This is a genomic window from Rhodopseudomonas palustris HaA2 (genome assembly GCF_000013365.1).
GTDB classification, from domain to species: Bacteria; Pseudomonadota; Alphaproteobacteria; order Rhizobiales; family Xanthobacteraceae; genus Rhodopseudomonas; species Rhodopseudomonas palustris_J.
In genome coordinates this window covers 3,921,848-3,948,451 of the sequence record NC_007778.1, presented here as the reverse complement: position 1 = coordinate 3,948,451, position 26,604 = coordinate 3,921,848, and the positions used below count along the sequence as shown (strand labels likewise).

Annotated in this window: 20 protein-coding genes; 7 read left to right on the top strand and 13 right to left on the bottom strand. The window is 66.4% G+C overall.

All coding sequences use genetic code 11. From position 1 onward, the window contains the following. The first annotated feature begins 72 nt into the window (after positions 1-72). The 3 genes from RPB_RS17370 to RPB_RS17360 are packed head-to-tail and all read left to right on the top strand — an operon-like array spanning position 73 to position 5,169. Positions 73-753, top strand: a complete 681-nt coding sequence (locus tag RPB_RS17370) for a response regulator transcription factor (protein WP_041798315.1) — start codon at positions 73-75, stop codon at positions 751-753. Then, positions 737-2,206, top strand: coding sequence for a sensor histidine kinase (locus tag RPB_RS17365; protein ID WP_011442321.1), 1,470 nt, complete (start codon positions 737-739; stop codon positions 2,204-2,206). The genes RPB_RS17370 and RPB_RS17365 overlap by 17 nt, the downstream gene beginning before the upstream one ends. Next, positions 2,203-5,169, top strand: a complete 2,967-nt coding sequence (locus RPB_RS17360; protein ID WP_011442320.1) for a bifunctional [glutamine synthetase] adenylyltransferase/[glutamine synthetase]-adenylyl-L-tyrosine phosphorylase — start codon at positions 2,203-2,205, stop codon at positions 5,167-5,169. Before RPB_RS17365 ends, RPB_RS17360 begins: the two co-directional genes overlap by 4 nt. A 3-nt stretch (positions 5,170-5,172) precedes the next feature. Here RPB_RS17360 and RPB_RS17355 read toward each other — a convergent pair whose 3' ends face one another. Continuing rightward, positions 5,173-5,454 (bottom strand): hypothetical protein, encoded by a 282-nt coding sequence (locus RPB_RS17355; protein ID WP_011442319.1) that lies wholly within the window; start codon positions 5,452-5,454, stop codon positions 5,173-5,175. A gap of 71 nt (positions 5,455-5,525) precedes the next feature. After that, positions 5,526-6,584: a helix-turn-helix domain-containing protein gene (locus RPB_RS17350; RefSeq protein ID WP_011442318.1), complete on the bottom strand. Its 1,059-nt coding sequence runs from the start codon at positions 6,582-6,584 to the stop codon at positions 5,526-5,528. A 409-nt stretch (positions 6,585-6,993) separates the two neighbouring features. Here RPB_RS17350 and RPB_RS17345 point away from each other — a divergent pair, with 409 nt between their 5' ends. Next, the gene (locus RPB_RS17345; RefSeq protein WP_041798314.1) at positions 6,994-10,449 is read left to right on the top strand and encodes an autotransporter domain-containing protein; all 3,456 of its coding nucleotides are present in this window, start codon (positions 6,994-6,996) and stop codon (positions 10,447-10,449) included. 118 nt (positions 10,450-10,567) lie between these two features. Here RPB_RS17345 and RPB_RS17340 read toward each other — a convergent pair whose 3' ends face one another. The 11 genes from RPB_RS17340 to RPB_RS17290 all read right to left on the bottom strand — a co-directional run bounded on the left by RPB_RS17340 (position 10,568) and on the right by RPB_RS17290 (position 24,590). Next, complete coding sequence (locus tag RPB_RS17340; RefSeq protein ID WP_011442316.1) at positions 10,568-12,883, bottom strand: PAS domain-containing sensor histidine kinase; 2,316 nt, start codon at positions 12,881-12,883, stop codon at positions 10,568-10,570. Between the two features lie 217 nt (positions 12,884-13,100). Then, positions 13,101-14,480 carry a cation diffusion facilitator family transporter gene (locus RPB_RS17335; protein ID WP_041798313.1) on the bottom strand — a complete coding sequence of 460 codons (1,380 nt, stop codon included), beginning with the start codon at positions 14,478-14,480 and terminating at the stop codon, positions 13,101-13,103. A 131-nt stretch (positions 14,481-14,611) separates the two neighbouring features. Beyond that, positions 14,612-15,580: a quinone oxidoreductase family protein gene (locus tag RPB_RS17330; protein WP_011442314.1), complete on the bottom strand. Its 969-nt coding sequence runs from the start codon at positions 15,578-15,580 to the stop codon at positions 14,612-14,614. Positions 15,581-15,620: 40 nt separating this feature from the next. After that, a complete protein-coding gene (locus tag RPB_RS17325) occupies positions 15,621-16,616 on the bottom strand; it encodes an NAD(P)H-dependent flavin oxidoreductase (RefSeq protein WP_011442313.1) in 996 nt (331 codons plus the stop codon). 292 nt (positions 16,617-16,908) lie between these two features. Beyond that, the gene (locus RPB_RS17320) at positions 16,909-17,694 is read right to left on the bottom strand and encodes a fumarylacetoacetate hydrolase family protein (protein WP_011442312.1); all 786 of its coding nucleotides are present in this window, start codon (positions 17,692-17,694) and stop codon (positions 16,909-16,911) included. A 167-nt stretch (positions 17,695-17,861) separates the two neighbouring features. Beyond that, on the bottom strand, positions 17,862-18,836 hold the full coding sequence (locus RPB_RS17315; protein WP_011442311.1) for a 2-dehydropantoate 2-reductase: 975 nt from the start codon (positions 18,834-18,836) through the stop codon (positions 17,862-17,864). A 122-nt stretch (positions 18,837-18,958) separates the two neighbouring features. Next, positions 18,959-20,491 (bottom strand): tripartite tricarboxylate transporter permease, encoded by a 1,533-nt coding sequence (locus RPB_RS17310; RefSeq protein WP_011442310.1) that lies wholly within the window; start codon positions 20,489-20,491, stop codon positions 18,959-18,961. An 84-nt stretch (positions 20,492-20,575) separates the two neighbouring features. Further along, positions 20,576-21,073: a tripartite tricarboxylate transporter TctB family protein gene (locus tag RPB_RS17305; RefSeq protein ID WP_011442309.1), complete on the bottom strand. Its 498-nt coding sequence runs from the start codon at positions 21,071-21,073 to the stop codon at positions 20,576-20,578. 83 nt (positions 21,074-21,156) lie between these two features. Then, the gene (locus RPB_RS17300) at positions 21,157-22,170 is read right to left on the bottom strand and encodes a Bug family tripartite tricarboxylate transporter substrate binding protein (protein WP_011442308.1); all 1,014 of its coding nucleotides are present in this window, start codon (positions 22,168-22,170) and stop codon (positions 21,157-21,159) included. A 208-nt stretch (positions 22,171-22,378) separates the two neighbouring features. Then, entirely contained in the window at positions 22,379-23,656 is a 1,278-nt protein-coding gene (gene frc / locus RPB_RS17295) for a formyl-CoA transferase (RefSeq protein ID WP_011442307.1), read from the bottom strand. A gap of 259 nt (positions 23,657-23,915) precedes the next feature. Beyond that, positions 23,916-24,590, bottom strand: coding sequence for a GntR family transcriptional regulator (locus tag RPB_RS17290; protein WP_433993739.1), 675 nt, complete (start codon positions 24,588-24,590; stop codon positions 23,916-23,918). A gap of 287 nt (positions 24,591-24,877) precedes the next feature. Between RPB_RS17290 and RPB_RS17285 the strand changes: the two genes are divergently transcribed. Genes RPB_RS17285 through RPB_RS17275 form a run of 3 tightly spaced genes read left to right on the top strand, consistent with a single transcriptional unit; the run spans position 24,878 to position 26,565 of the window. Continuing rightward, a complete protein-coding gene (locus RPB_RS17285; RefSeq protein ID WP_011442305.1) occupies positions 24,878-25,726 on the top strand; it encodes a hypothetical protein in 849 nt (282 codons plus the stop codon). Beyond that, entirely contained in the window at positions 25,710-26,126 is a 417-nt protein-coding gene (locus RPB_RS17280) for a hypothetical protein (RefSeq protein WP_041798312.1), read from the top strand. The genes RPB_RS17285 and RPB_RS17280 overlap by 17 nt, the downstream gene beginning before the upstream one ends. 34 nt (positions 26,127-26,160) lie before the next feature. Then, positions 26,161-26,565: a hypothetical protein gene (locus tag RPB_RS17275; protein WP_011442304.1), complete on the top strand. Its 405-nt coding sequence runs from the start codon at positions 26,161-26,163 to the stop codon at positions 26,563-26,565. Positions 26,566-26,604: the final 39 nt, after the last annotated feature.

Genomic DNA, 26,604 nt, shown 5'->3' with positions numbered 1-26,604 from the left:
GCCTTGCATGGAGGCTGAAGTCCCGCCATGGTGCCAGAAACCGTGAAACTCGCGAGCGAATCTGAATCCCATATGCGCCTGCTGATCATCGAGGATGACCGCGAATCCGCCGATTATCTGGTGAAGGCGTTTCGTGAAGTCGGCCACGTCGCCGATCTCGCCAGCGACGGCGAGGAAGGGCTCGCGCTCGCCGACAGCGGCGACTACGACGTGCTGGTGATCGACCGCATGCTGCCCAAGCGCGACGGCCTGTCGGTGATCGGCACGCTGCGCGACAAGGGCAACCGCACCCCGGCACTCATCCTGTCGGCGCTGGGCCAGGTCGACGACCGCATCAAGGGTCTGCGCGCCGGCGGCGACGACTATCTGCCGAAGCCCTACGCCTTCGCCGAACTCTTGGCGCGCGTCGAGGTGCTGTCACGCCGCCACGGCGGCCCGGCGGAGGAGACCAGCTACCGCGTCGGCGATCTCGAACTCGACCGGCTGTCGCACCGCGTCACCCGCGGCAGCGAGGAGCTGACACTGCAGCCGCGCGAATTCCGGCTGCTCGAATATCTGATGAAGCACGCCGGCCAGGTCGTCACCCGCACCATGCTGCTGGAGAACGTCTGGGACTATCACTTCGACCCGCAGACCAACGTCATCGACGTCCACATCTCCCGCCTGCGCGGCAAGATCGACAAGGGCTTCGACCGTCCGCTGCTGCACACCATCCGCGGCGCGGGGTATATGATCCGTGACGGCATTCGGTAAACTGATCCGAACCACCGCGTTTCGGCTGACGCTGGTTTATCTGTTCCTGTTCGGGCTGTTCGCGGCGTCGCTGCTGGGGTATTTCGCCTGGAACACGCGGCGGCTGATCACCGATCAGATCACCACCACGGTGGATGCCGAGATCGGCGAGATCGACGAGGTCTATACGCGGCGGGGCCTGCGCGGGCTGGTGCTGGCGATCGAGAACCGGGCGCTGCGGCCGGGCGCCAATCTCTATCTCGTCACCACGCCGGCGGGGCAGGCGGTCGCCGGCAATGTCGGCGCGCTGGCGCCCGGCGTGATGAGCAAGATCGGCTGGACCGAAACCTTCTATCGAAGGCTCGACGACCAGGACCGCGGCGAGCATCGCGCGCTGGTCCGCGTCACCGAACTGTCGAGCGGCTTCCGGCTGCTGATCGGCCGCGACCTCGAGGAACGCCGGCGGCTGTTCAACGTGGTGCGCTCGGCGGCGCAATGGTCGGTGCTGATCGTCGTCGTGCTCGGGCTCGGCGGCGGCATCTTCGTCGCGCGCCGCGTGTTGCGCCGGATCGACGCGATGACCGGCACGACGCAGCGGATCATGGCCGGCGACCTGTCCGGCCGGCTGCCGGTCGGCCGCAGCGGCGACGAACTCGATCGGCTGGCGGAAAATCTCAACGCCATGCTGGAGCGGATCGAGGCGCTGATGAACGGCCTCAAGGAGGTCTCCGACAATATCGCGCACGATCTGAAGACGCCGCTGACGCGGCTGCGCAACCGCGCCGAGGAGGCGCTGGCGCTGTCCGGCAGCGAGGCCGATTATCGCGCCGCACTGGAGCGCACCATCGAGGAATCCGACGGCCTGATCCGCACCTTCAACGCGCTCCTGATGATCGCGCGCGCGGAATCGGGACATGCGCGCGGACAAATGGACGCGTTCGACGCGGCCGGAATCGTGCGCGACATTCACGAATTGTACGAGCCGCTGGCGGAAGACAACGGCCTGACGCTGCAGGTCCGGAGCGCGCCGGCGCCGGTGCGCGGCAATCGCGAATTGATCAGCCAGGCGCTCGCCAATCTGGTCGAGAACGCGATCAAATACGGCCAGCCGCAGCTCGCGCTGGCGCCGCCCGGCGACGCGCCGGCCACGGCCCCGCTGCCGGGCGCGGAGATCGTGATCGAGGCGCAGCGGGACGGCGACCAGGTGCTGCTCAGCGTGACCGATCGCGGTCGCGGAATACCGGAAGCGGACCGCAAGCACGCGGTCGAACGCTTCGTGCGGCTGGAGGCGAGCCGCACCTTGCCGGGTTCGGGGCTCGGCCTCAGCCTGGCCTCCGCGGTGGCGACGCTGCATGGCGGCGAACTGCGGCTGTCCGACGCGCAACCGGGTTTGCGCGCCACGCTTGCAATTCCGGCGCACACGGGCGAAGGACTGGCACCAGCCAACACCATACCAGAACCGACGCCCGCATGAGTTCCTCCGCGATTGACGCGGACATTTCACCCGCCTCACTAGCCGCGCGTTTCGCCGCCGGGCCGCAATTGCATGCGCCCGACGAGGCGGAAAAGCGCTGCGCCGACTGGCTCGCCGACGTCCCGGCCGAGCTGGCTGCTCCGATCCGCGCCGTCGCCGATCGCTGCCCGAACCTCCGCATCGCGCTGCAATCGATCGCCGAGGCCTCGCCCTATCTGTTCGACCTGATCCGCGCCGATCCGGCGCGGCTGCTGCGGCTGCTGCGGTCCGAGCCGGAGACCGGCTTTCGGGCGCTGCTCGACGCCACCGCGGCTGCGGTCGCCACCGCCTCCGACGAGGCCGAGGTGATGGCGGTGCTGCGCCGGATGAAGGCGGAGGCGGCGCTGTCGATCGCGCTGTGCGACATCGGCGGGCTGTGGCCGGTGCTGCAGGTGACGCAGGCGCTGACCGACCTCGCGGTGCAATCGGTGCAGATGACGCTGCGCTTCCTGCTGCGGCAGGAGGCGGCGCGCGGTCGCATCCATCCGCCGAACCCCGACGCGCCGGAAGAGCGCAGCGGCCTGATCGTGTTGGCGATGGGCAAGATGGGCGCCGGCGAGCTGAACTACTCCAGCGACATCGACCTGATCGTGTTCTACGAGCTCGACGCGCCGACGCTCGCGCCCGACATCGAGCCGCAGCCGTTCTTCGTGCGGGTGACGCAGGGCCTGAGCCGCATCCTGCAGCAGCGCCGCCACGACGGCTACGTGTTCCGCGTCGATCTGCGGCTGCGCCCCGACCCGGCGTCGACGCCGGTGGCGCTGTCGACCGCGTCGGCGCTCAACTACTACGAGCGCGAGGGCCGCACCTGGGAGCGCGCCGCGATGATCAAGGCGCGCGCCTGCGCCGGCGATGTGGTCGCGGGCGAGGCGCTGCTGTCCGAGATCGCGCCGTTCGTCTGGCGCAAGCATCTCGATTTCGCCGCGCTCTCCGACGTCCACGACATGAAGCGACAGATGCAGACGTTCCGCGGCCAGACCGAGGTCGCGGTCGAGGGCCACAACGTCAAGGTCGGCCGCGGCGGCATTCGCGAGATCGAGTTCTTCGCGCAGACCCAGCAATTGATCGCCGGCGGCCGGCATCCGGAGCTGCGGGTGCGGCCGACGCTCGCCGCGCTCGACATTCTGGCGAACCGCGACTGGATCACGTTCCAGGCGCGCGACGAATTGTCCGCTGCCTATCAGTTCCTGCGCCGCGTCGAGCATCGCATCCAGATGATCGCCGACGAACAGACCCACACGCTGCCGGACAGCATCGAGGCGGTGGAGCGGTTCTCGCGGTTCTTCGGCTATGCCAGCCGTGAGGCTTTCGCACGCGATCTGCTGGCGCATCTCGATTGCGTGCAGGGCCACTACAGCAAGCTGTTCGAAGGCGATCCGACCGGCACCGCCAAGCTGCCGATCGACTACGCCGGCGGCGCCGAGGACACCGTGCTGCTCGATCATCTGCGCGCGCTCGGCTACAAGAAGCCGCTGATGGTGGCGACCACGCTGCAGCAATGGATGGCCGGCGGCTATCGCATCCTCAAGGTCGAGGCGACGCAGCGCGCATTCAACGATTTCGTGCCGGCGCTGATCGAGGAACTGGCGCGCGCCGAGGAGCCCGACAATGCGGTCAACGCATTCGACCGGCTGTTGCAGGCGCTGCATCGCGGCGGCCGGCTGATCTCGCTGCTCAGCCAGAACCGCGATCTGCTGACGCTGATCGCGCTGGTGCTCGGCGCCGCGCCGCGGCTCGGCGACATGCTGGCGCGGCAACCGCAGATCATGGACGGGCTGATCGACCCGCGCTTCTTCGGCGCGATGCCCGACCGCACCGAATTGTCGGCGCGGCTGGCGGCGACGCTTTCGGACGCCGGCTCCTATGAAGAGTTTCTCGATCGGCTGCGATTGTTCGGGCAGGAAAGCCTGTTCCTGATCGGCACACGAATTCTGTCCGGCACGGTGTCGACGCAGCAGGCCAGCATCGCCTTCGCCGACGTCGCCGAGGGCATTGTCGGTACGGTGCACGATCTGGTCAGCAAGCAGTTCGTGTCGCAATACGGCCGGATCAAGGATCAGGAGACCGCGATTCTGGCGATGGGCAAGCTCGGCAGCCGCGAGATGACGGCGGCGTCCGATCTCGACCTGATCCTGATCTACGATTTCGACCACGAGCAGCCGGACTCGGACGGCGAACGTTCGCTGCACGGCGCGCAGTATTTCGCGCGCTTCACCCAGCGGCTGATCTCGGCCTTCACCACGCGGACCAACTACGGCGTGTTGTACGACGTCGACATGCGGCTGCGGCCGTCGGGCCGCGCCGGCCCGCTGGCGTCGCGGCTGGATTCGTTCGCGGAGTATCAGGAGGTCGAGGCCTGGACCTGGGAGCATCTGGCGTTGACGCGGGCGCGGGTGATCTCGGCGTCGCCGGAGTTCCGCGCGCGGATCGAACAGGTGATCCGCGCGGTGCTGACGCGGCCGCGCGACGCCGCGATCGCCAACGACGTCGCCGAGATGCGCGCCGCGATCGCGCAGGAGAAGGGCGAGGGCGACGTCTGGGACCTGAAATACGCCGCCGGCGGCATGGTCGATATCGACTTCATCGCGCAGTATCTGCAACTCGTGCACGCCGCCACGATGCCGGACATTCTCGCCGTCGGCACGCTGTCGGCGATCGACAATGCGGCGCGGCTCGGCGTGCTGGCACAGCCCGACGCCGACGTGCTGCGCCCGGCGGCGCGATTGTATCACGACCTCACGCAGATCCTGCGGCTGTGCGTCAGCGACAAGTTCAAGCCGGAGACCGCCGGCGACGATCTGCTGCGCGTGCTGGTCCGCGCCGGCGACGCGCCGGATTTCTCCTCGCTGCAAGCGCGGGTGAAGGAAACCCAGGCCGAGGTCAGGGCGATCTTCAACCGGCTGATCGGTGGCAACGGCGAGTAGGGACTACTTTGCGACCGGCGCGGGGATCGGCGCGCTCGCCGCCGGCGCGGTCGGCAATTGCTCGCAATCCATCGAATACACCAGCTCGCCCTCGGTGGTGTAGCCGATCGGCTGGCACGGCGGAAAGTCGGCGGCCGGCGCTGCGGTCTGCGCGGCGACGAGGCGCGCGCCGGGCATGTCGGCATCGCCACGCATCGCCAGATACGCCACGCCGACGAGGCCGCCGACGATGGCGGCCCGGAACGACCAGGTTGCAAACTGATGAAAGACGGCACTGAAATTCAACGCCGATCCCTCCGCGGACGAATGATCGGCTCATACACGCGGCCGACGCAGCCGCGCAATACGGAATTCGGCTACAGCGGAAGGACCGCGCCCCGCTCGTCGGCCGGGGCCAGGCCGCGGGCCGGCGGGCTCCGAGCGACCGCCGTCCACCATTGTTGCACCACCGCCGGGCTGGTGAGCTGGATCGCCGCGGAGGCGTCGAGTTGCGCCTTGCGAAAGGCGCTGGCGGTGACGCCGAAGCGGGCGCGAAAGCTCCGGCTGAAATGCGCCTCGCTCTTGAAGCCGAGATCGGACGCCAGGCGGGACAAGCGGCGCGTTTCGATCGGATCGCTCAGCGCCGCCTGGACCGCGAGCAGCCGCCGTTCCTGGACGTAGCGCATGATGCCGCCGCGGTCGGCAAACAGCCGATACAGCGACGCGCGCGAGACATCCAGTCGCTGTGCCAGCCAATCCGGCGACAGATCGGGCGAAGCGAGATTGTCGCGGATCAGCGCTTCCAGAAGCGCCAGGATGGTCTCGTCGGTTCGCTGCTCGGCGGCTGGCGATTCATCCTGGGCGGGGGCGAGCAGCCGTCTCAGAAAACCCACGGTGTCGGCCACCGTGTCGGCCACGTCCGTCTCGGTCAATTGCGCGCTGCGTTCCTGAAGCGATCGCAGATGCGCCGCGAGCAGATCGTTCCGGAGCGGATCGAGCCTCGGCTTCAGCGTGTCGAGCGGCAGGCCGCCGAGCAGCTTGCGCGGAACGATCAGGCACACCGTGCTGGAGGCGAAAGCGCGCGTGGCGATCGGATGGGCCAGATCGATCAGCGCGACCTTGCCGGGGCCGATCGCCGTCTGCTGCCGGGTGACCACACCGTTGAACCCGCCGGTTACGTAGAGATGCAGCAGCAGGTGATCCGGCGTCGCCGCGATGCGTGGCTCGTCGCGGACGAAGTCCTGCGCGTTGAAGGCGACCTTGGCGATGATCAGGTCGCCAATGATGATGCCATAGGCCGAGCCGGTCGGTGTCTTCTTGCTCGGGCCGCAGGGGCGCGGTTCGAACAGCGGCGAGATCACCGCACTCCAGGTCGCCAGGGCGGTCGCCTCGTCCAGGCTGGAAGTCACGTAGAACAGTCGGGGAAGGGACGCCATCACGCGCGATCTGATACTGCCGATATCGTCTCCGGGCGGCTCGGGGAACGCCGCGTCCGGATGCGGGCGATGGTTCTACCGCAATCCCTCCCGAGACACGATCGATAAGTCGCCGATCGCGGGTGGAATCACCGCCGCGCCACGCGGCGGCCATTGGCCCACCGCGGCGTCCGAGCCGGCCTCGGCCTCGGGGCATGTCCCACAAGGGGACGAGAGTCCGGTCCCCTGAGACGCCACGTCAAGGGAAAGCGCCGCCCGAGGGCCTCCGAGGCTGTCAGCCCCCTGTCGCCGCGTTCCGTCGCCGTTCTAGAAACGGGTCGACACAATGTCACGTCGAATGTCGGACGTGATGGGGCGAACAGGACCGAGCGCGCACGCAGAGCGCGCATCTGCTGAGAAGGAGCATTCGGTGGCGACTGGGGGAGGTTTCCGTCAATTCTCGATGCTGTTGCTGGGCACCACGTTTCTGGTGAGCGCGCCGGTTTCAGCCGCGCTGCATGCGGCGGAGCCCGGCAAGAAGCCGAAATCGATCGCGAAATCGGTGGTGCCGTCGGACCTGAAGGCGCGGCTCGCCGACGCCCTGCGGCAAGGCGAGCGCGAACTGATCGCGCGGGCCTATGACAGCACCTACCGGAATCCCGGATTGCGCAACGCCGTCGTCGACTATGCCGCCGACCTTTCGCCGGCAGCGTCCCGCCATGTCATCACTGCGGCCGATCTCGGCGTGCTGACCTCGGGGCAGCGGATGATGCTGGCGCCGAACGCCGCGCAGGTCCTGGCCACGGCGACGACCACGGCGTCCGGCCTCGGCGCAACGTCCTATCAGAACGTCGCGATGACGAACAACAACAACTCGCCCAACCTGCCGAACCCGTTGCCGAGCCTCGCGGCCCAGACCTGGAATCTGACGATGATCGGCGCGCAGGCGGCGTATACGCGCGGCTTCACCGGCGCCGGCGTCACCGTGACCGTCGCCGACACCGGCTTCGACACCACCAATGCCGGCCTGGTCAACAAGCTGCTGATCAATCTCGGCAAGAACTACGTGGTCGAGAACGGCGGCACCTACGACCCCAACGACCTCTCGCCGGAGAGCGCCAAGAAGCTCGACATTCACGGTTCGCACGTCTCCGGCATCATCGCCGGTGAAAAATTCGGCAACGTCGACGCCCACGGCGTGGCGTATGACGCGAACATCATTCCGATCCGCGCGATCACGGAGGAGGGATATTCGACCGTCAGCGACAGCACCGCCGACGCGTTGAACTACTTCGCCAGCCTGTCCGGAACGATGATCTACAACGCCAGCTACGGGCCGAATTACGACGAGACCCTCGGCCTCAAGCAGTGGCCGGTCTCCGGCGTCTCCGCCGAGGCGAATGCGGCGCTCAACGCGCTCAAGGCCGGCAAGATCATCGTCGCCGCCGCCGGCAACGACCGTCTCAAGAGCCCCGACGCGGCGGACAATCCGTCCGGTCTGGCGCTGCTGCCGTTCCTCAACCCGGCCCATGCCGGGCTCGGGGTCTACGACGATGGGGGAGAGGGATACGACTACACCTCGCTGCAACGTCAGAACGGCCAGATCATCGCGGTGATGGCGGTCGGCTCGACCAAGGCCGCGGCGTCGTATTCGAATCTGTGCGGTGTCACCGCGAGCTGGTGCGTCGCCGCTCCCGGTGGTGACGGCAACACCGAAATCTACTCGACCATCCCGTACGATACTTACGGCTTCGCGGCCGGCACCTCGATGGCGACGCCGACCGTCTCGGGCGCGATCGCGGTGCTGATCCAGGCCAATCCGACCTACAATGCGCAGGACCTCGCGCATCTGCTGTTCTCCACCACGGAGGATCTGGGAGACGCGGGCATCGACGCCGTGTTCGGCCACGGCCTGATCCGGCTCGATCGCGCGACCGAAGGGCCGACCACGCTGGCCGCCAACGCCGCCGTCAGCGTCGCTGCCGACCAGACCGTGTACTGGAGCCAGCTGCTCAATACCCAGGGCGAATTCAGCAAGATCGGCACCGGCATTCTGACGATCTCCGGGCGAACCAACGCCGCCGGCAACGTCTATGCGCAGCTCGGCACGCTCGCGGTGGACGGCACGCTGACGATGACGACGGGCGGCATGCTCAATGTGGCCCAGCCCGCGACGCTGGCCGGCTTCGGCACCGTGGTCGGCAACAGCACGATCGCCGGCACGCTGTCGCCGGGCAAGATGGCCAATATCGGCGATTTCTTCGCCAACAACATCGTGCCGGCGGGCACCGTGCTGAACGGCAATTCGGTGGGCGAGCTGACCTTCAACGGCAATGTCACGCTGACCTCGACGGCGACGACCCGGATCGACATCGACGGCACGCTGCTCGTGCCCGGAGGTCCCGGCACCTGCGACAAGATCTACGTCACCGGCGCCGGCAACGTGTTCTACGCGGCCGGCACGCTGACGCCGGTGCTGCGTGGCAGCGTCGGCACCGTCAGCAACTACACGCCCGCGCTCGGCACGGATTTCGCCATCGTCCAGGCGCAGGACGGCGCGCGCACCGCGGGCAGCTTCTCGTCGCTGGTGCAGCCGGTCGCCGGGCTGCCGGCCAATGGCCGGTTCGATCTGGTCTACGACCCGACCGCGCTGACGCTGGTGGTGACGCCGGCGAGTTTCAGCTCTCTGGCCACCGGCGCCAACGGGCGATCCGTCGCCGCCGTTCTCGACAGCCAGCGACCGGCTGCCGGCGTGCTTCCGTCCGGCCGGGGGAAGACTTTGTACGACGCGCTCTACAGGCTCGAGAGCGAAGCGCAGTACGATCAGGCCGTCACGCAATTGTCCGGGCCGGGCCAGCCTGCGATCGCGAGCGCGTCGCTGCAGGCCTTCACCGGTTTCCTCGGCGCGATCGGCGATCGTCAGAACACGCTCGCCGTCGGTGGCGAGCAGGGCCAGAACGGTGCGGCGCAATCCTTCGCGCTGTCCTATGCCGGACGCAACGCGATGAGCGCGGAGACGGGCGCGGCGATGGACGCCTTGGCCAGTATCGCGCCGGCCGATCGCGTGCGGGACGGCTGGTCGGTCTGGGGGCAGGGCTTCGGTCGCAACGCCAATGTCCGCGACAGCGGCGATCTCGCCGGCTCCAAGGCCGTGAGTGCCGGCTTCACCATCGGTGCCGACCGCTGGTTCTCCAACAACCTGATGGCCGGCGGCGCCTTCGGCTATGCGCGCACCACGGCCAGCAGCACCGACATTCAGGGCAAGTCCGATACTTACGCCGGCGCCGCCTATGCGAGCTGGATGCCGGGAGCCGCCGTGGTCGATGTCCGGATCGCCGCCGGCCCGAGCCAGATGTCGACCGGTCGCCAGATCATGCTGTCGCCGGGCGGGTTGCAGGGCAATGCCAACGGCATCGGCCTCGGCACCTCTGTGGAGGCCGGGTATCGCTTCGCGCTGGCGCACGGTCTGACGCTGAAGCCGTTCGCCGGCGTGAGCTGGCAGGGCTTCCGCCGCGACGGCTACAGCGAAAGCCAGGCGCCGTTCGGGCTCGCCTATGCGGCGCAGACCTACGACAAGCTGACCACGATCACCGGCGCCGCGCTGAGCACGCAGCTGCGGGCGGTCGACGGCACCACCCTGGCGCCCGAGTTCAAGCTGGGCTGGGGCTACGATCTGCGCGACACCACGCTGGTCTCGCAAGCGGCGTTGCTCGATCAGCCGTTCCTGGTCTCGGCCGCAGCGCCTGGCCGCAATGCGGCGCTGGTCGGCGCCAAGATCTCCGGCTGGCGCAGCGATGCGTTCCGGATGTTCGCCTCCTACAACGGCGAGTTCCGCAGCAATGCCACGAGCCATCAGGTCTCGGCGGGCGCGCGCTACAGCTGGTGACGGGGCGCCCGGCGCCACGTCGAAGGTTCGAAAAAAAACGCCCGCGCTGGTCGCGGGCGGTGCCGTCTTCATCGCATCAAATCGACTGAGCGTCGGCTGAAGCCGGCCTGCGCACCGATCAGGCCGCCAGCCGGCGGCGCTGGCAGTCGCGCGGCAGCGTCACCATCACCACCGTGCCGGCGCCGAGCGTGGAGCGCAGCCGCATCGAGCCGCCGTGCAGCGTGGTGAGCGATTTGGCGATCGCCAGACCCAGGCCGGAGCCATGATAGGTCTTGCTGAGCTGGCTCTCGACCTGCTCGAACGGCTGGCCGAGACGGCGCAGCGATTGCGGCGCGATGCCGATGCCGGAATCGGCGATCATCAACACGATGGCGTTCGGCAGCGTCCGGCTGCGGACCGTGACCCGTCCGCCGTCGGGGGTGAATTTCACGGCGTTGGACAACAAATTGATCAGGATCTGCTTGACCGCCCGGCGGTCCGCCACGATCGGAATGTCGTCCTCGATCTCCGAGAGCAGTTCGAGCTGCTTGTGCTCGGCGCGGCCGGCGACGACCTTGAGGGATTCGCCGAGGGTGCGAGCGAGATCGAGCTCCTCCATGTCGAGCCGCATCCGACCTGCCTCGATCTTCGACATGTCGAGAATGTCGTTGATCACTTCCAGCAGATAGTGCCCGCTGGTCATGATGTCGTGGCAGTATTCCTGATACTTCTCCGAGCCCAGCGTGCCGAACATGCCGCTGCCCATGATCTCGGAAAAACCGATGATGGCGTTGAGCGGCGTGCGCAGCTCGTGGCTCATATTGGCGAGGAATTTGGATTTGGTCTGATTGGCTTCCTCGGCGCGGGTCTTCTCCTCGGAATATTTCCGCGCCAGATCGGCGAGTTCGATCGCCTGACGCTCCAGCTTGTATTGCGAGATCTTGAGGTCGGCGACGGTGGCGCGCAGCCGCAGGTCGTTGTCGACGAGCTTCTGTTCGTGAGCCTTGATCCGGGTGATGTCGGTGCCGACCGCGACGTAGCCGCCGTCCTTGGTGCGGCGTTCGCTGATGTGCAGCCAGCTGCCGTCGGCGAGCTGGGCCTCGAAGGTCCGCGCGCCGGGGGACGATCCTCCGCTGTTGTCGCAGAGACGGGTGCGGATCTCGGGCATCTGTCCGACCTCGATCACCGTCTCGTAGGAGGTGCCGGGCGCGACCGCGATGTCGGGCAGCTTGTGCAGCCGCTGGAAGTGCGAATTGCACAGCACCAGGCGATTGTCGGCGTCCCACAGTACGAAGGCCTCGGGGATGGTCTCGATCGCGTCGCGCAGCCGCAGATCGGCTTCGACGGTGCGCTCGGCGAGGCTCTTCTGCTCGGTGACGTCGACCGCGATGCCGATCAGGTGCTTGTTGTCGGATTGGGTTTCCTGGCTGAGTTCGCAGCGCATCCGCAGCCAGATCCAGTGGCCGTTGGCGTGGCGCATCCGGAAGCTGTGGTCGATGTGATCGGTGTTGCCGGCGATCAACTGGTCGCCGATCGCGAACAGGTCGATGTCGTCGCTGTTCACCAGCGCGTTGACCTCGCCGAAGGTCAGGAGGTCGTTGCGACTCTCCAGGCCGAGCAAAGTGAACATCGATTGCGACCAGAAGATCCGGCCGCGCGACAGGTCCCAGTCCCACAGCCCGCAGCGACCGCGATTGAGCGCGGTGTCGATCCGGCTGCGCACGGCATCGTTGATGAGGTCGCCCTCCTGGGCGCGGGTCGACTGCCAGTGAAAGGCGAAGCCGAGGATCAGCACGACGAAGCCGGTGGTAGCCGACAGCGTGATCTGCAGCGCCGCATCGGAACGCAGGATCGACCCGGTGTCTTCGTGAATGACGATGACTTGGCCGGGCAGCGACTTGACGGTGTGCAACGTCGCCAGCGCCGAGGCGCCGCTCGGCAGGATGATCTGGGTGATGGTGCCTTGCTGCGCGGACCGTGTCAGCGGCGGGGTGGCGCTGATGATGTCGAGGAAACTGCTGGCGGCGCTGGTGCCTTCGTCGCCGGGTACGCGCGCCAGGACGCGCTGATCGGCGCTGGTGACGATGACGTGGCGCCCGGCGGCGATGCCCCAGGACGGGATCAGGCCTGGTAGCAAATTCTGCAGGCGTTCGATCGAAGCCGGACGATCGAGCCGCACGACGCCGATATGTTCGAGCCGCTCGGCGAGCAGATCGGCGAGGGCGCAGAGATCGCGATTGAGCGCAGCGCGCTTCTGCCGGCTCTGATCGATGAACTGCACGGCGGCGCCGAAGCAGATCGTGATGAGGAAGGCGATGATGAGGATCGGGACGGCGCGGCGGAGCACAGGCTCGGCCGTCAACAGTCGATGGTAGGCCGGTTTAGCGATCGACTGCGCCAATCCTTTGATCGAATCGGATTGAGCGCAGGCGCTCGCGCCCTGCACGCGCGCCATACCGTGGTCCCCACCAAATGTCCGTCAGCACCCCGTTCGAACGACGTTTCGCCATTCGAATCACGAGCTGATTTGAATCCACTTTTGTCGGGCTGTCGAGAGTCAACGATTCGGCGGATCGGATAATTTCTTATCCAAAGATGAATCGCGCTCTCATTTGTGCGTGAGCCGAGTCCGAAACGAGAACGGAGACTCGTAGGAGTCGCAGGCGCGGCGATCAGTCCGCGTTCGGCGGCTCGGCGTGGCTGATGACTCGCTTCACGCTCGGGAACGCGCGCCGCATATGGCGCTCGATCTCGTCGACGTGGTCGTGCACCGCGATGACGCTGAGCGACGGCTCGGCGTAGCAGTGGAAGTTGACGATCTCGCCGGCCTCGGTGTCGCGGACCCGGACGCTGTGGATGTCGTGGATCGCGCCGTTCTTTGCGAAGCCGATCAGCGCCGCGCGAATTTCCTCGACGCGTTCCGGCGCGGCTTCGTAGCCGTGCGGCATTTCCGGCTCGAGCGGCTCGATATGGGTGTCGACCTCGACGTCGGTGCCGAAATCGTCGCGGATGTGCCGCTCCAGTTCGTGGGCGATGTCGTGCGCCTCGATCAGCGGCATGTCGCCGTCGACCTCGAGATCGATGCTGACGGTGATCTTGCAGCCGAGGTCGTGGACGGTGACGTGGTGGACGGCGAGGCCGGAATTGCGCGCGATCACCATGATGCGCTCGCGCACGGTCTCGTTGTCGCGGGCGACCGGGATCGCCGTGAAGGTGAGGTCGGAATCGCCGAAAGCGCCCTTCAGCGCGTCGTCGGCGCGGCGCTTGATCTCGTCGATGCGGTCGATCGGGTAGGTGCGCGGCACCTCGACCAGCGCGTCGATGAAATGCGTCGGCCCGACCATGCGGGTGCGCAGCCGTTCGATGCCGACGACGCCGGGCACCGCGCTGATCACGTCGCGGGCCTTGTCCGAGACGCCCTCCGGCGCGCGGTCGAGCAGGGTCTGGATCGTCGAGCGGCCGAGCCGCAGGCCGAGGATCGAGATCATCACCGCGACGCCGATCGCGGCGGCGGCGTCGCCCCAGGCGAAGCCCAGCGCCGACAGCGAGAGTCCGGCGATCACCGCGAACGAGCCGAGCACGTCGGAGGCGAAGTGCAGCGCGTCGGCGGCGAGCGCCTGGCTCTTGGTCGCGACCGCCGTGCGATGCAACGCCCAGGCGCGCCAGGAATTCACCAGGATGTCGACGCCGAGAATACCGAAGGCCCACAGCGAGAAGGCCGGCGGCGGAGCGCCCTCGCGCAACCGGCTTGTGGCCTCGACCAGAATGCCGCCCGCCAGGACATACAGCAATGCGATGACGCCGAGCGCCGACAGGCTTTCGATCTTGCCGTGGCCGTAGTGATGGGCATCGTCGGCCGGGCGGTCGGACACCCGGACCACGAACCAGGTGATGATGGTCGCGACCAGATCGATCGAACTGTGCAGCGCCTCGGAGATCAGCGCCAGCGATCCGATGGCGATGCCGACGGCGAATTTCGCCGCGGCCATGCTGGCGCTCGCCAGCACGGACACCGCAGCCACACGCGATTTGGTGCTGGCGAAATTGCTCATGGGCGCGGTGTAGCAGCCCGATCCTGAACATAAAAGCCGGCCGAAGCGGATCGCCATCGCGATTTTGCGACAGCCGTTATTGCAAATTGTTCTTATTCAAGCGGCTGCGTCGTGGCGATTGCGGGAACCGCTCAGAACGTCACCACGATCTTACCGAGGTGACGGTTCGCTTCCATGTGAGCGAACGCCTCGCCGATCTCCGAGAACGGGAAGACGCGGTCGATCGGCAGGCGCAGCTTGCGGGATTCGACCGCCGGCCAGATGTCGCCGCGGACCTGGCGGAAGATTTCGCGGATCTCCTCGATGCTGCGGCTGCGGAAGGTGACGCCGACATAATCGATCCGGCGCGCCGCGTGCAGGTCGAAGTTGAAATCGGCGTGGGTGCCGCCGAGCCGGCCGACATTGACGATGCGGCCGAGCACGCGCGCCGCGGCGAGGTTCTGGTTGGCGACCTTGCCGGAGATCTGGTCGATGATCAGATCGACGCCGGCGCCGCCGGTGGCTTCGAGCACCTGATCGACCCAGCCCGCATCCGACGAATCGATCGCGAGATCGGCGCCGAATTCGCTCAGCCGGTCGCGGCGGTGTTTGTCGGTCGACGACCCGATCACCAGTCTCGCGCCTTTCAACTTCGCGATCTGCATTGCCATCAGCCCGACGCCGGAGCTTGCGCCCTGGATCAGCACGGCCTGGCCGGCGCGCAGCTTGCCGACCGCGATCAGCGCGTTGTGCATCGTGGTGAGCGCGACGGGCAGGGTCGCGGCTTCCTCGAAGCCGATGCCGTCCGGAATCGGAAACAGCCGGCCGTGATCGGCGAGGGTGGATTCCCCGAACGCGGCTGTGCCGGAGCCCATCACCCGCTGGCCGACCTCGCAGCCATAGGCCTCGTCGCCGACCGCCTCGATCTCGCCGGCCCATTCCATGCCGAGCACCGCGCCGACGCCACCGGCCGCGCCGTGGGCGTGGCCCTTGGTCATTCCGAGGTCGGCGCGATTGAGCCCGCAGGCGCGGACCCGGACCAGGACCTGCGGCCCCTTCGGCGCCGGCTTGTCGATCTCGGTGATGGCGGCGCCATCGGCGCCGTAAACATAGGCCTTCATCTCAACGCTTCCCGTTTCAGAGCCGCGCGGGCCGCCGCTTCTATTCCGCAGCCTGACGCGCGCCCCCCGATAGCATCGTTTCGAGCCGGCCGCGAATGATCGCCTCGGCGTCGCGCACGATCCGCGACACCAGGTCGGCGCAGCTCGGGATGTCGTGGATCAGCCCCTGCACCTGGCCGGCCGACCACACGCCTTCGTCGGTGTCGCCGGTGACATAGACCATCTTGCCGCGCGCGCCCGCAACCAGGTCCTTGACCTGCTCGAAGGTCGCGCCCTGCTTTTCCAGTTCGAGGACCTGCTGGCTGATCGCGTTCTTCGCGACGCGCGAGGTGTTGCGCAAGGTCCGGAAGATCAGGTCGGTCGCGCGCTCGTCATTGTCGACGATCTTCTGCTTCACCGCTTCGTGGATCGGGCTCTCCTTGGTGCACATGAAGCGCGTGCCCATGTTGATGCCGTCGGCGCCGAGCGACAGCGCCGCCACCAGGCCGCGGCCGTCGGCGAAGCCGCCGGAGGCGATCATCGGAATTTTGATCTTGTCGGCGGCGGCCGGGATCAGGATCAGGCCGGGGGTGTCGTCCTCGCCCGGATGGCCGGCGCATTCGAAGCCGTCGATCGAAATGCCGTCGACGCCCATCCGCTCGGCCGAGAGCGCGTGGCGGACGCTGGTGCATTTGTGCAGCACCTTGACGCCGTGCTTCTTGAATTCCTCGACGTGCTCCTGCGGCTTGTTGCCCGCGGTTTCGACGATCCGCACGCCGCTCTCGATGATCGCCTGGCGATATTCCGCATAAGGCGGCGGCTTGATCGCCGGCAGGATCGTCAGGTTCACGCCGAACGGCTTGTCGGTGAGCTCACGGCAGCGCGCGATTTCCTTGGTGAGGTCTTCCGGCGTCGGCTGCGTCAGCGCGGTGATCATGCCGAGCGCGCCGGCATTGGCGACCGCCGCGACCAGTTCGGCACGGCCGACCCATTGCATCCCGCCCTGGACGATCGGATGCTCGATGCCGAAGGTTTCGGTGAATCGCGTCTTGATCATGATGTGCCCCTGGACCCGGCGCCTCGCGCGCCTGTTGCTGTTGTGGTTCGGCGGCAGATTGCCGAACCGGCAGCGAAATGTCCAATGCGCGGGGAAGGGGCCCCCTCTCAACGAGTCATTCCGGGGCGCTCGCATCGGCCCCCCGACGTCATTCCGGGGCGCTCCCGCAAGCGAGCGAACCCGGAATCGGGATCTGTTCTACGTCCGATGTTCTGCGTCGCTGTGGGGTGGCCTGACCTCCGGAGTCCGGGTTCGCGCCTGACGGCGTGCCCCGGAATGACGGTGCAGGAGGCTACGCTTTCGCCGCCTGACGGAATTCGTTGTGCAGTTCGCCGATGCCCTCGATCGCGATGGTGACGCTGTTGACGGCCTCCTTCATCACGCCGACGCCGACCGAGGTGCCGCAGCAGATCAGGTCGCCGGGCTCCAGCGTCATGTCGTGCGACAGCAGGCTGACGAGCTTGTGCGGCTGGAACACCATGTCGGCGACCGGGTAATTCTGCCGCTCGGCGCCGTTGAGGAGGGTGCGGATCGACATCGTGGCGGGATCGAGACCGGTGGCGATCGCCGGGCCGAACGGGCCGAAGCCGTCGAAGCTCTTGGCGCGCGCCCATTGCGGGAAGCTCGGGTCGCGATTGAGGATGTCGGCCGCGGTGATGTCGTTGACGCAGGTGTAGCCGAAGATGTGCGCGGCCGCCTCGGCTTCGGAAATGCCGCTCGCCCGTTTGCCGATGACGATGCCGAGTTCGCCTTCGTAGACGACCTTGCCGTCGTAGGAGGCGGGACGGTTCACCACGGCGCCATGCGCGGCGACGCTGGTGGTCGCTTTCAGGAAGTACAACGGCTCGGGCGGGATCGACTGATTGAGCTTGGCGGCCAGCGCGTGAAAATTGTTCCACAGCCCGATGATCTTGCCGGGCGCGCAGGGCGCCAGCAATTCGATGTCGCCGAGCTGCAGCGTCCGGCCGGTCGGCGTGTTGGCGCCGAACATCTCGCCGTCATGCACCGCGATGTCGGAATGCGCGATGGTGCCGAAGCCGATCGCGCCATCGGCGCGGAAGCGAACCCATTTGGTCACGGCGGGTCTCCTTGATACGAATGACAAACTCAATGTTCGTCATTCCGGGATGCGCCCCTTGGGCGCAGACCCGGAATCCATATCCCCCGGCGGTGGTTATGGATTCCGGGTTCGCGCTGGCGCGCGCCCCGGAATGACAGAGGTGAGGTGGGCAGAGTGATTAGTATTCAGTACAGCCCGGCCACCTTGGCGCGCTGGATCACCAGGCCGAGGACGCTGTCGATCGCCGGCGTCGGAATGCCGGTCATGCGGCCCATCTCCTGCACCACGGTGACCAAGGGATCGATCTCCATCGGCCGGCCGCGTTCGAGGTCCTGCAGCATCGAGGTCTTGTGCGCGCCGACCTTGCGCGCGCCCTCGATGCGGCGTTCGACGTCGACGCGGAATTTGACGCCGAAGGTCTCGCCGATCGCCTGCGCTTCCAGCATCATCGCCTTCGCCAGCGCCCGCGTCGCCGGATCGGACGCGATCACGTCGAGCGTGGCGTGGGTCAGCGCGCTGATCGGGTTGAAGCAGACATTGCCCCACAGCTTCAGCCAGATCTCGTCGCGAATGCGATCGAGGATCGGCGCTTTCAGCCCGGCGGCTTCCAGCAGCTTCGACAGATTCTGAACGTCCGCGGTGGTCTCGCCGGAGGCTTCGCCGACCGGGAACTTGTCGCCATAGACATGGCGCACCACGCCCGGGCCTTCCAGCTCCGTCGCCGGATAGACGATGCAGCCGATGCCGCGCTCGGGGCCGAGCTCGTTCCACTGCCGTGCGCCCGGGTCGATGCTCTCCAGCGTGCGGCCCTCGAACTGATTGCCGTGCTTGTAGAAGTACCAATACGGCACGCCGTTGACGGCGGTGACGATGCGGGTGTGCGAGCCGAGCAGCGGCTTCATCGCGTCGATCGCGCCGGTGATCGAATGCGCCTTGAGGCAGATGATGATGAAGTCCTGCACGCCCAGCTCCGACGGCTTGTCGGTGGCGCGCACCTTCACCACGCGCTCCTCGTCGCCGATCAACAGCTTGAGGCCGTTCTGCTGCATCGCCGCCAGATGCGCGCCGCGCGCCACCAGGCTGACGTCGGCGCCGGATTGCGCGAGCTGCACGCCGAGATAACCGCCGATCGCGCCGGCGCCGTAGATACAGACTTTCATCGAATTTCCTGGGCTCAACGCCAGAACGCCTGGCGATCGTGGAAGTTGCAGCCGCGAATGACGCGGTGCGGCGGTTTATCGGTCAGATCGGCGCCTCGTTCAAGCATGCGATGCTCATGGCGCTATTCGTAACCGGGGCCGGCCGGCCGCGGCCGCCCGGTCGCCGCGGATCGCAGTCGGGCATAGCCGGCGTTGAGCGGCGACCAGAACAGCGCGATCAGCCCGAGCGCCATGATCGTGCCGACCAGCCCGTTGGAGAAAAACACGCCGAGCGCACCCTGCGAGGCCAGCAGCGACTGCCGGAACGCTTCCTCCGCCTTGTCGCCGAGCACGATCGCCAGCACCAGCGGCGCCAGCGGATAATTGCACTTCTTCAGCAGATAGCCGATCACGCCGAACACCAGCATCAGCATCACGTCGAAGGTCGAGTTGTGCACCGAATAGGCGCCGATCGCGCACAGCACCAGGATCAGCGGCGCGACGATGCTGAACGGAATCCGCAGGATCGCGGCGAAGAACGGCACGCAGGTCAGCACGATCAAGAGGCCGACGATGTTGCCGAGATACATCGAGGCGATCAGGCCCCAGACGAATTCCTTCTGCTCGACGAACAGCATCGGGCCGGGCTGCAGACCCCAGATCAGCAGGCCGCCGAGCAGCACGGCTGCGGTCGGCGATCCCGGCACGCCGAGCGACAGCATCGGCAGCAGCGCCGCGGTGCCGGCGGCGTGCGCCGCGGTCTCCGGCGCGATCACGCCTTCGATCTCGCCGTGGCCGAAATTCTTGCCGTTCTTCGACACCCGCTTGGCGATGCCGTAGCTCATGAACGAGGCCGGCGTGGCGCCGGCCGGCGTGATGCCCATCCAGCAGCCGATCACGCTGGAGCGTAGCGACGTCATCCAGTAGCGCGGCAGTTCCTTCCAGGTCTGCAGCACGACGCGCAGATTGATCTTGGCCTTGCTGCCGCGGAAGCTCAGTCCGTCCTCCATCGTCAGCAGGATCTCGCCGATGCCGAACAGGCCGATCACCGCGATCAGGAAGTCGAAACCGTTCAGCATTTCGGTGAAGCCGAAGGTCAGCCGGAGCTGGCCGGTCATCGAATCCAGCCCCACCGCGGCCAGCGCGAAGCCGAGCATCATCGCCGCGACCGTCTTGAATGCTGGTTCCTTCGACAGCCCGATGAAACTGCAGAAGGCGAGGAAGTACACCGCGAATTTTTCGGCCGGGCCGAACTCCAGCGCGAACCGCGCCACCAGCGGCGCGACCAGCGTGATCATGATGATCGCGAACAGCGCACCGACGAAGGACGAGGTGAAGGCGGCGGTCAGCGCTTCGCCGGCCTTGCCCTGCTGCGCCATCGGATAGCCGTCGAAGGTGGTCGCGACCGACCATGGTTCGCCGGGGATGTTGAACAGGATCGAGGTGATCGCCCCGCCGAACAGCGCGCCCCAATAGATGCAGGACAGCATGATGATCGCCGAGGTCGGCGGCATGCTGAAGGTCAGCGGCAGCAGGATCGCGACGCCGTTGGCGCCGCCGAGGCCCGGCAGCACGCCAATAATGACGCCGAGTACGATGCCGATCACCATCACCAGGATGTTGAACGGCATCAGCGCGACGGCGAAGCCGTGGAACAGGTTGGTGAGCTCTTCCATCCGGGAGGGTCCTGACCTACGAGGGCGTCAAATCGTCTTCAAAAGCAACAGCGCGGGCCACGCAGAGAAGCGGGGCGCGAAAACCTAGAGGCCGAGCAAATCCTCGAGCGGACCTTTCGGCAGCGGCACCAGGAACCAGCGCTCGAACACCAGATAGGTGACCACCGGCGCGCCGATCGCGACGGCGACCACGGTGAGCCAGCGATATTTGCCGAGCCAGCGCATGAACCAGCCGATGAACAGCGCCGACGAGACGTAGAGCCCGATGAACGGCATCGCGCCGACGAACAATGCGCTCGGGATCAGCACGCTCATGACGTGGCCGAGCTGGCCCCATTCGGCGAACAGATGATGATTGCGGGCGCGCAGCGCGCTGATCAAATTGATCGCGCTGGAGAGCACGATGAACAGCCCGATATAGAACGGGAAGAAGCCGGCGCGCGGGCCTTCGGCGCCCCAGCCGATTCCGGCCCGGATGCTGCCGATGATCACCACGATCCCCACGATGCCGATTAGCAAGGCCACGCCGGCCTCGACGAGCTTGTGCGAGGGACCGAGGTTGCCGTCAGTCGATGCAGACATGAAATCGTCCCCGACATGAGAGACGGCGCGGGCGGTCGCTCCGCGCCGGAGCTTTCGTCAATCGCATGCGTCGCCGAGCGCGATCAGTTGCCTTGCGCCAGGAAGCCGGCGTCCCGCATCAGGGTTTCGTGTCGCTTGTCCTCGGTCTCGACCCATTTGGCGAAGTCGGGGCCGGTCATGAAGGTGGTGTTGAACGCACCGTTCTTCATGAAGTCCTTCCATTCCGGCGTCTCGCGCACCTTGTTGAACAGGTCGATGTAGTAGGCGACCTGGTCCGGCGTCGCCTTCGGCCCCATGAAGACGCCGCGCAGCATCAGATATTCGATGTCGAGGCCCTGCGACTTGCAGGTCGGGATGTCCTTCCACGCCTGGCCGTCGGCGATCGGATCGGCGTAGTCCATCGGCTTTGCATCGAACACGCAGAGCGGGCGCAGCTTGCCGCCGCGCCATTGCGCCACCGCCTCGATCGGATTGTTGACGGTGGAGTCGATGTGATTGCCGACGAGCTGCACCGCGACTTCGCCGCCGCCCTTGTAGGGAATGTAAGTGAGCTTGATTCCGGCGGCCTTCTCCAGCGCCACGGTGATGATCTGGTCTTCCTGCTTGGAGCCGGTGCCGCCCATCTTCATGCTGCCGGCCGGTGCCTTCTTCACCGCATCGATGAAGTCCTTGGCGGTCTTGTAGGGCTTGTCGGCATTCACCCAGAGCACGAATTCGTCGAGCGCGAGCATCGCGACCGGCGTGAGATCCTTCCAGCCGAACGGGATGCCGGTGGCGAGCGGCGTGGTGAACAGGTTCGACAGCGTGATGATGATCTTGTGCGGATTGTTCGCCGCCGATTTGACGTCGAGGAAGCCTTCGCCGCCGGCGCCGCCGGATTTGTTGACCACCACCAGCGGCTGCTTCATCAGATTGTATTTGGTGACGATCCCCTGCAGCGTGCGTGCCATCTGGTCGGCGCCGCCGCCGGTCCCGGCGGGAACGATGAATTCGACCGGGCGGGTCGGCTGCCAGGCCGCGCCCGCTGGAACGGCGAGGCCGGCGAGGCCGATCGCGGCGATTACGCCGGACGCAAGACGAGTCGATCTACTCTTCATGCTTCTCTCCCTGGGAATATGGACGAGCCGATCTGTGCCGGCTTTTCGTCAGTAAGCGTTTTGCTTCGGATCGAATGTTTCCATCAACTGTCGAGGCTTGCAAACGAAATTACTGGAGTTCGATCGCGCGCCGCGTAAAATTTTGCGAGGCGTAGTATAAGATTTTGCGAGGCGGCGGCGACAGGCGGTGCTGTCGCCGCCGCCTCGATTACTCTGCGGCCTGCTTGCGCGGCGGAGCGAGTGCGCCGGAATCGTGGATTTCAGCGACCTGATGATCGTTGAAGCCGAGGACGTCGCGCAGAATTTCGTCGGTGTGCTCGCCGAGAAGCGGCGAGCGCTCGACATGGGTCGGCGAGTCCGACAGTTTGATCGGGTTGCCGACCGACAGATATTTGCCGCGGGTCGGATGATCGACCTCGACGATCGTGCCGGTGGCGCGCAGCGAGGCGTCCTCGGCGAGTTCCTTCATCGACAGGATCGGCCCGCAGGGAATGTCGTCCCTGTTGAGGATGTCCATCGCCTCGAACTTGGTCTTGGTCATGGTCCATTGTTCGATGCGGGCGAAGATGTCGTTGAGGTGCTTCAGCCGCGCCGGCGGCGTCGCGTAGTCCGGATGGGTCTTCCAGCCGGTCTCGCCGATCACGTCGCAGATCTTCTCCCACACCGGGGCCTGCGCGATGAAGTAGATGTAGGCGTTGGGATCGGTCTCCCAGCCCTTGCATTTCAGGATGCGGCCGGGCTGGCCGCCGCCGGAATCATTGCCGGCGCGCGGCACCGCGTCGCCGAACGGAATGCCTTCGCCGAACTGGCTGTATTCCTTGAGCGGGCCGTGGGCGAGGCGCTGCTGATCGCGCAGCTTGACGCGCGACAAATTGAGCACGCCGTCCTGCATCGCGGCGGTGACGCGCTGGCCGCGGCCGGTGTGATGGCGCTGATACAGCGCGGTGACGATGCCGAGCGCGAGATGCAGCCCGGTGCCCGAGTCGCCGATCTGTGCGCCGGTGACCAGCGGCGGGCCGTCGCGGAAGCCGGTGGTCGAGGCGGCGCCGCCGGTGCATTGCGCGACGTTCTCGTAGACCTTGCAGTCTTCATAGGGACCCGGGCCGAAACCCTTGATCGAGGCGACGATCATCCGCGGGTTGATCTCCTGGATCTTGTCCCAGGTGAAGCCCATGCGATCGAGCACGCCGGGGCCGAAATTCTCCACCAGCACGTCGCAGGAGCGGATCAGCGCGGTCAGCACCTCCTTGCCCTTGGGGTTCTTGGTGTCGAGCGTGATCGAGCGCTTGTTGTGGTTCAGCATGGTGAAATACAGGCTGTCCACCTTCGGGATGTCCTGCAACTGCCCGCGGGTGATGTCGCCGGTGCCGGGACGCTCGACCTTGATGACGTCGGCGCCGAACCACGCCAGCAACTGGGTGCAGGTCGGGCCGGACTGGACGTGGGTGAAATCGAGAATGCGAACGCCGTCGAGCGCCTTGGTCATTGGGTTACTCCGTGGTGTCTGACAGCCGATTCGTCAGCGGCTGATCGAATGGTCAATAGAAACAGGTTTGCCCTCGTCATCGCGAGCGAAGCGAAGCAATCCAGCTTCGTGCACCGGGCTGGATTGCTTCGTCGCGGAGCCTGTTCTCGGACGGCGCGAAGCGCTGATCCGGGGGCTCCTCGCAATGGCGGGGAGGGGGCGTTTATCAGAGGGCGAGCGGGTATCACGCGAACAACGGGTATCACGCGAACAACGGGTCTCACGCGAACAACTCCTGGCCGTGCGCCTCGACATAGGCTGCGAGCCGCAGCGTGTGATCGCGCGCCAGCTTCTCGGCGAGTTCGGTGTCGCGAGCTTCCATCGCCTCGATCATCGCCAGATGCTCGGGCAATGATGCGGCGATGCGTTCCTTGCGGCCGATCGTGAGCTGGCGATAGCCGCGCACGTGGATCAGGATGTCGTCGGTCATGTCGACCAGCACCTGCGACTCGCTGAGCGAGATCAGCGCCTGGTGGAACACGATGTTGGCGCGGGAATATTCCTCGATGTGATCCTGCGGCAGATGGTCGGGGCCGAACGCCTGAAACACGTCGCGTAGCGCGGTGATGTCGCGCTTGCGCGCCATCGTGGTGATCAGCCGCGCCGCCATGCTCTCCAGCGCCGCCCAGGCGCGGATCATGTCGACGATTTCCGCCTTGGTCCGGCGCACCACCATGATGCCGCGGCGCGGCACGGCTTTCACCAGCCCGTCCTGCTCGAGCATCGCGATCGCCTCGCGGATCGGCGTGCGGCTGACGCCGAGCTTGTCCGACAGCGCGCGCTCGTCGAGCATCACCGGCTCGGGCGCCGTGTAGATGTCCATCCTGAGGATGGCCTGTTTCAGCGCCTGATAGGCCTTGGCCTTGTAGCTGACCTCGGGCGAAAGCGGCGGCATCGCCAGATCGGGTTCGGCGACGACGTCGATCGGTCTGATTCTGGCGCGAGCGGTCATCGATCTTCCATGCCGATCCGAAACGGCGTCTGTCTGTGCGCTGGTATGCCAGATGCCAGGGAGACAAGGCAAGGCCGTCCGCGCCCACCGATTACGCTGCAGTGCGGCGTCGCCTGGGATGCCAGGCCCAACCCGGCCGACGAACCTCCATTCCGAAAAATATTCCTTGCGCCAAAATACAACTTATACGAGTATCGCCAGCGTGGGGTCGCCCCACGCGGAGATCGGGCATGACGAGCAGCGTCGGGCGGGTGTTCATGTTCAATCCGCTGGTGAGCGGCACCTACGGCCCGTCCCAGTCGATTGTCGTCAATTCCAACGGCCCGCCTTACGTCATCAAGAACACCTCGCCGCGGATCGACTACGTGCCGTTCTCCACCTCCGGGGAGCGCGCGCCGGGATCGCAGCCCTTCGGCAACGCGTTCGTCGATCGCAACGAGTTGCTGATCACCAACGATGTCTCCTGGAACTACCAGTTCGACATCGGCGGCTTTCCCGGCGATCTGATCGCCTATCTGTTCCGCAGCCAGATCGTGCTGCTGGCGAGCAACGGCATCTTCCTCGCGTCGTATGGGGCGAAGCCGGCCAGTCCCCGCCAGGTTCACGAACGTGCGGGCGAGACGGCGGGGCGCGCGTCGGAAGCAGGTTGCGTCTTTGTCTTCAACCTGTTCAGCGAACAACTGAGCTTCATGTCGAACGGCGGCAGGGCCGGCGACATCCCGGCCTGGAGCGACGGCAAGGGCGGCGCGGCGATCTACACGCCGAACACCATCGCGGTCGCCCGCGTGCTCGACAAAAGCGACGCCAAAGGCCGGATCTTCAACGGCGCCAATGCCATCACCGTCACCACCGAAACCATCGGCAGCTTCACGCTCGATGTCGACGGCCGAAAATACCCGCTGGTGCAGGATCTGCTGCTCTATCTGCTGCGGGACCGCTGGTACCTGTTCGACGAGTTCGGTGCGGACTGCACGACCGGTCCGATCGAATTCGACACCCCTCACTTTCATCCCGGCCGGGACGAAAGCGCTTCGCGACGCCAACCCTCAGGAGATCGTCACCATGGCGACAAAGGATAACAACGGATCGGTCTATGTCTTCAACGTCTTCAGCGAGACGCTGACGCTGAGCACCAACGGCGTTACGGTCAAGGACGGCGATATCCCCGGCTGGTTCACCGACGCCTCGCCGAAATATCGGCCGAACGCGGTGGCGGTGCCGCGCGTGCTGAATGCCAGCGAGGGGCCGGGCAAGTTCTTCAACGGCACCAACCGGCTGACGATCCAATGGGCGGACGGCCTGTTCGGCGCCTCGGTGGCGATCGACGGCGCGGCGTTTCCGCTGATCCAGGATCTGCTGCTGTTCATCGATCGCAACAAATGGCAGCTCGTCAACGAATACGGCGTCGAGAAGGACACCGGTCAGGTGATCGGCGCGGCGGCGCTCGGCGAACTGGCCCGCGGCCTCGTCAAGGCGTGAGCGCGGGCGCCGTGGCCGATCGCGCGGACGGCGCATGACGACGCCCGGCGCCTTGCAGACGCCCGCAGGGAGCGTGTTCGTGTTCAACGTGTTCAGCGAGGACATGGACCGCTTCAGCGCCAACGGCTCACAGGTCGGCGGCGATCCGGCGATCGCGGCATGGAGTGCGGGGCCGGCGCCGGCGAGATTCACGCCGGGCTCCCTGCAGGTGCCGCGAACGCTCAATCCCAGCGACGGGCCGGGCAAGTTCTTCAACGGCAGTAACGACATCAAGGTGAGCTGGTCGGGCGAGATCGGCGCCTGCACGGTGCCGATCGACGGCGCCAAACATCCGCTGCTGGAGGACCTCGCGCTCTATGTGTTTCGCGACAATTACTACCTGATCGATTCGGTCGGCGTTCTGATCGAGAGCGGATCGATGCTGCTGACGGCGAGATAGCGAACAGTGCGGGACCGGTCGGCCACGCGGCCGCCGGCC

Coding starts and splice junctions, on each gene's coding strand:
- RPB_RS17370 (WP_041798315.1), top strand. CDS start 73: ATGCGCCTGCTGATCATCGAGGATGACCGCGAATCCGCCGATTATCTG.
- RPB_RS17360 (WP_011442320.1), top strand. CDS start 2,203: ATGAGTTCCTCCGCGATTGACGCGGACATTTCACCCGCCTCACTAGCC.
- RPB_RS17350 (WP_011442318.1), bottom strand. CDS start 6,584: ATGGCGTCCCTTCCCCGACTGTTCTACGTGACTTCCAGCCTGGACGAG.
- RPB_RS17340 (WP_011442316.1), bottom strand. CDS start 12,883: ATGGCGCGCGTGCAGGGCGCGAGCGCCTGCGCTCAATCCGATTCGATC.
- RPB_RS17335 (WP_041798313.1), bottom strand. CDS start 14,480: ATGAGCAATTTCGCCAGCACCAAATCGCGTGTGGCTGCGGTGTCCGTG.
- RPB_RS17330 (WP_011442314.1), bottom strand. CDS start 15,580: ATGAAGGCCTATGTTTACGGCGCCGATGGCGCCGCCATCACCGAGATC.
- RPB_RS17325 (WP_011442313.1), bottom strand. CDS start 16,616: ATGATCAAGACGCGATTCACCGAAACCTTCGGCATCGAGCATCCGATC.
- RPB_RS17315 (WP_011442311.1), bottom strand. CDS start 18,836: ATGAAAGTCTGTATCTACGGCGCCGGCGCGATCGGCGGTTATCTCGGC.
- RPB_RS17310 (WP_011442310.1), bottom strand. CDS start 20,491: ATGGAAGAGCTCACCAACCTGTTCCACGGCTTCGCCGTCGCGCTGATG.
- RPB_RS17305 (WP_011442309.1), bottom strand. CDS start 21,073: ATGTCTGCATCGACTGACGGCAACCTCGGTCCCTCGCACAAGCTCGTC.
- RPB_RS17300 (WP_011442308.1), bottom strand. CDS start 22,170: ATGAAGAGTAGATCGACTCGTCTTGCGTCCGGCGTAATCGCCGCGATC.
- frc (WP_011442307.1), bottom strand. CDS start 23,656: ATGACCAAGGCGCTCGACGGCGTTCGCATTCTCGATTTCACCCACGTC.
- RPB_RS17290 (WP_433993739.1), bottom strand. CDS start 24,590: ATGCCGCCGCTTTCGCCCGAGGTCAGCTACAAGGCCAAGGCCTATCAG.
- RPB_RS17285 (WP_011442305.1), top strand. CDS start 24,878: ATGACGAGCAGCGTCGGGCGGGTGTTCATGTTCAATCCGCTGGTGAGC.
- RPB_RS17280 (WP_041798312.1), top strand. CDS start 25,710: ATGGCGACAAAGGATAACAACGGATCGGTCTATGTCTTCAACGTCTTC.
- RPB_RS17275 (WP_011442304.1), top strand. CDS start 26,161: ATGACGACGCCCGGCGCCTTGCAGACGCCCGCAGGGAGCGTGTTCGTG.